This window comes from Bacillus sp. JJ1521, from assembly GCF_036965165.1.
Taxonomy (GTDB): Bacteria; Bacillota; Bacilli; order Bacillales; family Bacillaceae_L; genus Ferdinandcohnia.
The window spans coordinates 28,809-34,207 of record NZ_JBALOX010000058.1 but is presented as its reverse complement, the minus strand read 5'-3'; the positions used below and the strand labels follow the sequence as shown (position 1 = coordinate 34,207).

Annotated in this window: 7 protein-coding genes; 3 read left to right on the top strand and 4 right to left on the bottom strand. The window is 38.6% G+C overall.

The genetic code is table 11. The annotated features are described in order from the left end of the window. Positions 1–245: 245 nt before the first annotated feature. The gene (locus V7147_RS09375) at positions 246–1,157 is read right to left on the bottom strand and encodes an RluA family pseudouridine synthase (protein WP_335367589.1); all 912 of its coding nucleotides are present in this window, start codon (positions 1,155–1,157) and stop codon (positions 246–248) included. Between the two features lie 354 nt (positions 1,158–1,511). Between V7147_RS09375 and V7147_RS09370 the strand changes: the two genes are divergently transcribed. Next, entirely contained in the window at positions 1,512–1,913 is a 402-nt protein-coding gene (locus V7147_RS09370; RefSeq protein WP_335367588.1) for a DUF5365 family protein, read from the top strand. A gap of 256 nt (positions 1,914–2,169) precedes the next feature. Here V7147_RS09370 and V7147_RS09365 read toward each other — a convergent pair whose 3' ends face one another. Both V7147_RS09365 and V7147_RS09360 read right to left on the bottom strand, forming a co-directional pair. Continuing rightward, on the bottom strand, positions 2,170–2,649 hold the full coding sequence (locus V7147_RS09365; protein ID WP_335367587.1) for a thioredoxin family protein: 480 nt from the start codon (positions 2,647–2,649) through the stop codon (positions 2,170–2,172). A 2-nt stretch (positions 2,650–2,651) separates the two neighbouring features. Beyond that, complete coding sequence (locus tag V7147_RS09360; RefSeq protein WP_335367586.1) at positions 2,652–3,092, bottom strand: disulfide oxidoreductase; 441 nt, start codon at positions 3,090–3,092, stop codon at positions 2,652–2,654. 185 nt (positions 3,093–3,277) lie between these two features. Here V7147_RS09360 and V7147_RS09355 point away from each other — a divergent pair, with 185 nt between their 5' ends. Continuing rightward, positions 3,278–3,934 (top strand): HAD family hydrolase, encoded by a 657-nt coding sequence (locus V7147_RS09355; RefSeq protein ID WP_335367585.1) that lies wholly within the window; start codon positions 3,278–3,280, stop codon positions 3,932–3,934. Between the two features lie 58 nt (positions 3,935–3,992). Here V7147_RS09355 and V7147_RS09350 read toward each other — a convergent pair whose 3' ends face one another. Then, entirely contained in the window at positions 3,993–4,238 is a 246-nt protein-coding gene (locus tag V7147_RS09350) for an HPr family phosphocarrier protein (RefSeq protein ID WP_335367584.1), read from the bottom strand. 158 nt (positions 4,239–4,396) lie between these two features. On the opposite strand from V7147_RS09350, the gene glpK reads away from it, so the two are divergent. After that, on the top strand, positions 4,397–5,399 hold a 1,003-nt coding region (gene glpK, locus V7147_RS09345), incomplete at its 3' end, for a glycerol kinase GlpK (protein ID WP_438824572.1).

Sequence of the window (5,399 nt, the reverse complement as noted above, 5' to 3'; positions counted from 1 at the left end):
CACAAAGACGTTGCCACATGACGTGGCGTTCTTAGTCTTTGATCCTAAGCTCAAAAATTTCCTTTGAAAAATCGTGGCATCCGCCGGAGGCTTTAACTTTATTCAGCCAAGGTTTGAACCTTCACTGAATTGTTTAATTTTTTTCAATTATTCCCTACTATAGAAGTAAGGAATTTCGCTGAATAAAGTTAATTATACAGGAAAAAAGCAACATACACATGTGTACAAACCCAATCTTTGTAAAATTAGACGAATATATTTTCAAAAATCGGAGGGCTATCTAAAAAAGGTGCCTTACACATGATTTTTTCATTTGTGAGTGGATGATCTAAACTAATTCTAGCCGCATGCAGCGCCTGTCGTGGAACAATTGGTTGTCCTCCATATAAAATATCCCCAACAAGCGGGTAACCCAAATGGCTCATGTGTACTCTGATTTGATGAGTGCGACCTGTTAAAAGCTCAAGCTCGACCAAGGACATTTTTTTATTCGAAAATGTTTGAAGGACTTTAAAATTCGTAATTGCTTTTTGCCCTGTCGGGGAGACTCTTCTACGAGTTGGATGATGACGATCCCGACCAATAGCAGCATCGATTGTTCCCTTTTTTTGTTTGATGATTCCGTGTACCAGGGCTAGATAGGTTCGTTTGATTTCCCTTTTTTCAAGTCGACGGTCTAAAATCGCTGAAGCTAGTTTATGTTTTGCAAAAACGACCGCCCCGGTTGTATCACGATCGAGACGATGAATATGGCGTACCTTCGTTTGAACACCATTTACTTGGAAATGATAGGCAACAGCATTAGCAAGTGTACCGAGCTGACCATCTTCATTTGGATGTGTATCCATTTCAGGTGGTTTGTTGGCGATTAAAAGATGGTCATCCTCAAATAATATTTGAAGATCTGGAACATATTCTGGCAGGACTCCAAAATCTTCTTCGATAAAAAGATGGATTTGCAGTTTGTCATTTTGTATGAGAGGAGTGTTCCATGGCTTGGCTTCTCCTTTAAGCTTCACGCCTTTTTCCATTCGTAATTGATGAAGCATTTGCTTTGGTATTGACCATACATTCTTAAGTACATCATCAATTGTCATCCCGTCCCAATCACGGGGAACTGCTACCTCAAACCATTCACCAAATCTTTCCGTTAACATACGATCATCCTTTAAATTTTCTCGACTTTGATTTCTTATAAAAGTATATCCAATCCACGAAGTGAATGAAAGAGAAAGGTGGATATGGAGGAAAGACTTACCTTACCAAATCTGAAGTAGGCTGTGTTATTCTATTGTTAACTTTATTCAGCATTCTTCACCTCTTATTGTGAGGAATCTAGGCAAACGAATTTAAAAATTCAGTGGCGGTTCATACTCGCGACTGAATAAAGTTTAAGCCTCCGGCGGATGCCACAGATTTTTAATGGAAACTTTTCGAGCAAGCTCGAAAAAATCTGGGCGCAAATACGCCAAGGCGCATTTGATTATGTAGATATAAGGGTGGGTTTTACATTGAAAATTGTAGTAGCATCAACTCCGGAGCAGGAACATCACATTACGGAGCTAATAGATTACATGTATTCCTCTATTTTTCCAACCTACTTTGAAGATGAGTATATTGGAAAATTTGAAGAATGGAATGTGTTAGCGCCAAAAGAGGAAGACTTCTACTATAACCGAACATTAGATAAGGCTTTTAAAGTCATCTCAAGCCTTCAAGCGATTATTGCAGTTCTTGAAACCATTCGTGAAGAAGGGTACCAGGATAACCATGGGGAAATCTTTGCGAAAAATGTGCAAATATTAAATGATTACGGGTATTTATTTCCGTTCACAATTGAAGAATTTCAAAGTGCGAACAATCCAGAATTGATAAGTAAATATTCAAAGCCAGCAAATCAATATTTGGCTTAATACATAAAGGCAAAGGCAAGCCTTTACAAAAAAAGTGCAAGGCGCCCGTACTGAGGAATATCGACTAACTACCGCCACGTCCTGTGGCGAACATCGATGTCAGTACATTCTGTGCAAGTCAAGCATAAGACGAGCGCTGACAGAAGGTGCATTTTACCTTCCGAAGCGATTGGAGTATGAACTCGAGCCGATGGCGCCTGAAACTAGACAAGCACTTAAAAAATCCCTGCTCAATCCAGTGAACAGGGATTTTCTATTATTTAGAGCTAGCCATTGCAGCTTCGAACCAAACTTTATAATCATTATGGTCAGGATGATACCCAACCAGGCGGGAAACTTCCTCACCATTCTCAAAGTGGATAAGCGTTGGTGTAGACTGAATGCCGTATTTGTTCCATTGATCTTTAAATTCAAGTAGGTTCAATTTTTTCAAATCAAGGCCCATTTCATCTACCATTGGAACGATGACCGGAGTTGTATTTTGACAGTGCACACAGTCAGATGCATAAAAGTACACAGTCATTGTCTCCCCATTTTCTAGCTTTGTTTCTAATTCGTCAGGTAGAATTTGATTGCCGTAGTTTGGATCATCAAGCTGTTTAATTGTTGCAGGCTCGAGGTTTTTCTTACCAAACGGATTTCCTTCTGCTTTTTGCTTGTTTTGTGTAGTTGTTACAAATGCTAGTCCACCAAAAAGAACAACGACAATTGCTGTAAAAATAATAATCTTTTTCAAATCTATTTCCCTTCTTTCAATTTTTTTAGTGTGATAAAGCTAGTAATTGCAATGATTGTAAAGCCAATTAAGGCTAAAAAAGGTATCGTTACAAAGCCAAACCAATTAATATATTGGCCTGTACAAGGCACAATTCCACATGAAAATGAATTCTCACCCACTGCGGGAACCTTCTGAACAAGATAATGGTAGATTGAAATTGAACCACCAATTAAAGACAGAATAAAGGTATAGAGTGCGATTGAGTAGTTCTTTTTAAAAATAGCAATTCCTAAAATAATAACGAGAGGGTACATGAAAATTCGCTGGTACCAGCATAATTCACAGGGTACAAATTTTTGGATTTCTGAAAAATAAAGACTACCAAGCGTGGATATCAATGCGGCAGCAAATGCAATAAATAAATATGTCTCCAGTATTTTTTCATTTGTTTTAGAATTCATCGAATCCCTCATTCCACATAAGTATACTCAAAATTATAGTATTACAGTACGTGAATGTAAAATGTAAAATCTTGAATTGAAGATATGTTTGTGAACAAAATGTGTCTAGGTAGTTTTGGAAAAATGGACTTTACTTTGTAATTCCTTATAATAGAAGGTGGATTAGAAGGATAGGAGATGGTGTTTTGATAAAAGCAGTTATTTTTGATTTTGACGGGCTTATTTATGATACAGAGACGAATGAATACAATGTATTGAATGAAATTTTTCAAGAGCATGGTTCAGAGCTTCCAATGTCTGTGTGGGGCAAGGTAATAGGAACGCAAGCGGGATTCAATGCCCTTACATATTTAGAAGAGCAGATTGGCAAGAAAGTGGACCATGAGGAATTAACCAAGATAAGACGGGACCGGTTTGATGAACGAATGAAGAATGAAGGAGCATTGCCAGGTGTCGAGGAGTATCTTTCTGCTGCAAAGAAAGCAGGCTTAAAAATCGGGCTAGCATCAAGTTCCGATTATAAGTGGGTATCTACTCATTTAAAAAATCTTTGCTTATTTGATTACTTTGAGTGTATCCGTACTTCAGATGATGTTGAAAAGGTGAAGCCAGACCCAACTCTATATTTAGAAGCTGCCAAATGCTTAGGAGTATCACCTGAGGAATGTCTTGTTTTTGAAGACTCTGCAAATGGAGCATTAGCTGCTAAACAGGCTGGAATGTATTGTGTAATCATCCCGAATCAGGTTACAAAAGACCTGGATTTCTGTGAAGTCGATCATCGATTAGAATCGATGGCGGCGGTTCAACTAAATGAACTTATAGAAAAAATAATAAAGTAAAACGAAAAAAACCACGATTACTATCTAAATAGATACCGATCGTGGTTTTCCAATAAAGTCAAATAAATGTCTTAAGCCACGCAAAAGCTTCCTCTTCATCCGGGCCATCCACTCGAACCGTCATGACTTGCCCTTCGCGGATACCTGCTCCCATTAATCCTAAAATACTTTTGGCATTATAAGATCTATTTTTAAAACGAAATTCTACATCACTCGTATATCTGCTTAAGTTTTGAACTAAAACTCCGGCCGGCTTGGCATGTAGTCCTTCCTTAATTGTTACTGTAATTTCTTTTTCAATCAAAGCATTCCACTCCTTAAAAGGGTAATTTAAAAACGACCATTACTACATTTATTCTTGGAAAATATTTTTAGACCTAAAAAACAAGCCTACCCAGGTAGTCAAAAACATGTAAGCGTGTTAATTTTAAATAAGAAGATGTTAGTGAGGAGGTAAATAATTTGGAAAAATACATACTTTCGTTAGACCAAGGCACCACAAGTTCACGTGCCATTTTGTTTAATCAAAAAGGGGAAATTGTGCATGTAGCGCAAAAAGAATTTACACAAATTTTTCCGAAGCCAGGCTGGGTTGAACACAATGCAAATGAGATTTGGGGCTCGATTTTAGCAGTGATGGCATCAGTCTTATCGGAAGCAAATGTAAAGCCAGAGCAAATTGCAGGGATTGGGATTACGAACCAACGTGAAACGACGGTTGTATGGGATAAAGAAACAGGACAGCCTGTGTATCATGCAATCGTTTGGCAATCTCGTCAAACAGCCGACATTTGCGAGGAATTAAAAGCTAACGGATTAAGCGATACATTCCGTGAAAAAACGGGTCTATTAATTGATGCCTATTTTTCTGGTACAAAAGTGAAATGGATTTTAGAGCATGTAGAAAGTGCTAGAGAAAAAGCAGAAGCGGGCGAGTTGCTATTTGGAACGATTGACACATGGATTATATGGAAACTCTCAGGCGGAAAAGCTCATGTTACCGATTATTCAAATGCCTCTAGGACCTTGATGTATAACATTTATGATTTAGATTGGGACGATGAACTATTAGAGCACTTAACCGTTCCAAAGTCGATGCTTCCAGAGGTTCGACCATCATCAGAAGTGTATGCAACTACAGCGCCATATCATTTCTTTGGCCAAGAGGTACCGATTGCTGGTGCAGCCGGTGACCAACAGGCGGCTCTATTCGGGCAAGCTTGCTATGAAAAGGGCATGGTGAAAAACACATATGGCACAGGCTGCTTTATGCTGATGAATACTGGCGAAAAAGCAGTGCCTTCGGAGCATGGATTATTAACTACAATTGCTTGGGGAATTAACGGAAAAGTTGAATACGCATTAGAAGGAAGTATATTCGTTGCAGGTTCTGCGATTCAGTGGCTTCGTGATGGACTTCGTATGTTAAAAGATGCAAAAGATAGTGAAGGCTATGCCGAGAAGG

Coding starts and splice junctions, on each gene's coding strand:
- V7147_RS09375 (WP_335367589.1), bottom strand. CDS start 1,157: ATGTTAACGGAAAGATTTGGTGAATGGTTTGAGGTAGCAGTTCCCCGT.
- V7147_RS09360 (WP_335367586.1), bottom strand. CDS start 3,092: ATGAATTCTAAAACAAATGAAAAAATACTGGAGACATATTTATTTATT.